1 protein-coding gene is annotated in these 2,214 nt (G+C 43.6%); it reads left to right on the top strand.

The genetic code is table 11. From position 1 onward, the window contains the following. Positions 1-466: 466 nt before the first annotated feature. Positions 467-2,101: a group II intron reverse transcriptase/maturase gene (gene ltrA / locus QUB77_RS31510; RefSeq protein ID WP_333296254.1), complete on the top strand. Its 1,635-nt coding sequence runs from the start codon at positions 467-469 to the stop codon at positions 2,099-2,101. Positions 2,102-2,214 lie beyond the last annotated feature (113 nt).

Raw genomic sequence — 2,214 nt, 5'->3', positions numbered from 1 at the left:
ATTCATTTTTTTATTCACGATCGAGTATTGCATATAATTGTATCATAGTCTTGATAATGATTTAGGATTGCTATATACGAAAAAGAGCCAAATTAGGCTGATAGGCTCTGACCAAAAGGTAAATGGATAGGATTTATAGCTTAGGTTTCTATAAATCGTGTGAACATAACCTCCATCGCAGAATAGATAGCACCTAAAAGAGGACAGACAACTAAACGGTACAACAGGATAAGCCCTACAAAGTCTAAGAGAGAGGTCGAATACTCTTAGTAAGTCTGAGGTAACAAAGATCGAACTCTTTGGAGGGTAAAGGATGGAAGAAAAAGCGAATGCGGGTCTGTAATGGATTCGATAGGGGTTGTAACATCACTCCTGACCGAAAGGAAAGCAAACTTCTTCTGAGTCTTATACGAAAGCAACAAAAACTTAGGAATCAAATCTGAGGACAAGTTAGATGGTGTCAGCAATGGCAACAAACGGACTGAAGAAACAGCTAGAGAATTGGAACCAGATTAACTGGAGAAAAGCTATCAAAACTGTTAGAAACCTACGCCAAAGAATCTTTCGTGCGAGAAAGCTTGGTGATTTCCGTAAGTTAAGAAGCTTGCAGAAGTTGATACAAAAGAGCTACGCCAATCTACTATTGTCAGTTCGGCGTATTACCCAGACCAATCAGGGCAAGGCGACGGCAGGCATTGATAAAGAAGTTATCAATACCCCAGAACAACGGGTAATTCTGGTAAATAACTGGGAGGGGGGAAACCTCAAACCAACTAGAAGGGTAGAAATACCCAAGCCAAATGGCAAAAAACGACCGCTCGGAATCCCAACCGTGCGCGACAGAATCGAACAGGCAATAGTAAAGAACGCACTAGAACCCGAATGGGAGGCTGTATTCGAGCAAAACTCGTATGGTTTCCGACCGGGAAGAAGCTGTCAAGATGCAATAGAACAAGGGTTCAACCTGTTTTCCAGATGGCACAAATGGGTTCTAGAAGCTGACATCAAAGGCTTTTTCGACAACATCGCCCATGAATCCATCCTAACCATGATGGGAAACTTCCCAAACCGGGAACTCATCAAAGGATGGTTAAAAGCGGGTTTTGTGTTCCAAGGGAAATTTGAACCCACAGAACAAGGCACACCACAAGGAGGAGTGATTTCACCCCTCTTAGCCAACATAGGATTGCATGATCTAGAAAAATTCATAAAGACCATCAACTCAAAACTTGGTGTGGTACGGTATGCTGACGACTTCATCGTCACGGCTAGAGACAAAGAAAGTCTTGAAACCGCCCAAGACCCGATTCAAGCATGGTTGTCAGAACGTGGCTTAGAATTCAGCGCTGAGAAGACGCTAATAACGTCAATGGAAGAAGGCTTCGACTTTCTGGGGTTCAATTCCCGACATTACAATGGGAAACTTCTAATAAAGCCAGCCAAGAAGAAGGTACTTGCCTTCTGTAAACGAATTGGTGAAGAAGTTAAAAACCTTAATGGTGCAAAACAGGAAGACTTAATTAGAAAGCTGAATCCTATTCTCAGAGGTTTTGCTAACTACTACAAAGGTGCAGTTAGCAAAGAAACCTTTGGCTATATCTCACACCGAGTATGGCAATACCTTTGGCGTTGGGCTAAGCGTAGACATCCCAATAAAAACACAAAATGGGTTCGCAAGCGTTACTTCAAAACCATTAAAGGCAACAGATGGACGTTCGCTTGCACAATAAGCGACCGCCGAGGGAAGGATAAAAACTTTGTCCTGTACCAAGTGGCTAAAACGGCTGTCGAGCGTCATATAAAGGTAAAAGGCGACGCAAGTCCCGATGACCCCTCTTTAAAAGAGTATTGGGAAAAACGCCATCAAAAACATGGTAAATCCCGCTTCGAGAAGGGTTCCAAGCTCTACAAAATAGCGGAGAACCAAAAATGGATATGTCCATCATGTGGCGAACCTTTATTCAATGGAGAGGAAATCGACACCCATCACATAGTACCTGTGGCTGAAGGCGGAACCGACGACGTAGAAAACCTCCAGCACCTGCACAAAGAATGTCATAAGCAGGTACATAAAACCCAAGTTAAATCTCGCTTGAAGTAAGGCTTGAGCCGTGTGAGTGCGAAAGTCTCACGCACGGTTCGTGCGGTTCGTTTCTATGAAACTAGCCTGTATGGGTTAGGGGATTAGAGCCTTTACGCCGCCTTGGGTGCAAG

The sequence above is a fragment of the Microcoleus sp. AT9b-C3 genome (genome assembly GCF_036705485.1).
Taxonomy (GTDB): Bacteria; Cyanobacteriota; Cyanobacteriia; order Cyanobacteriales; family Microcoleaceae; genus Microcoleus.
The sequence above is the reverse complement of the archived record's forward strand: the minus strand, read 5'-3'. Positions and strand labels throughout refer to the sequence as shown.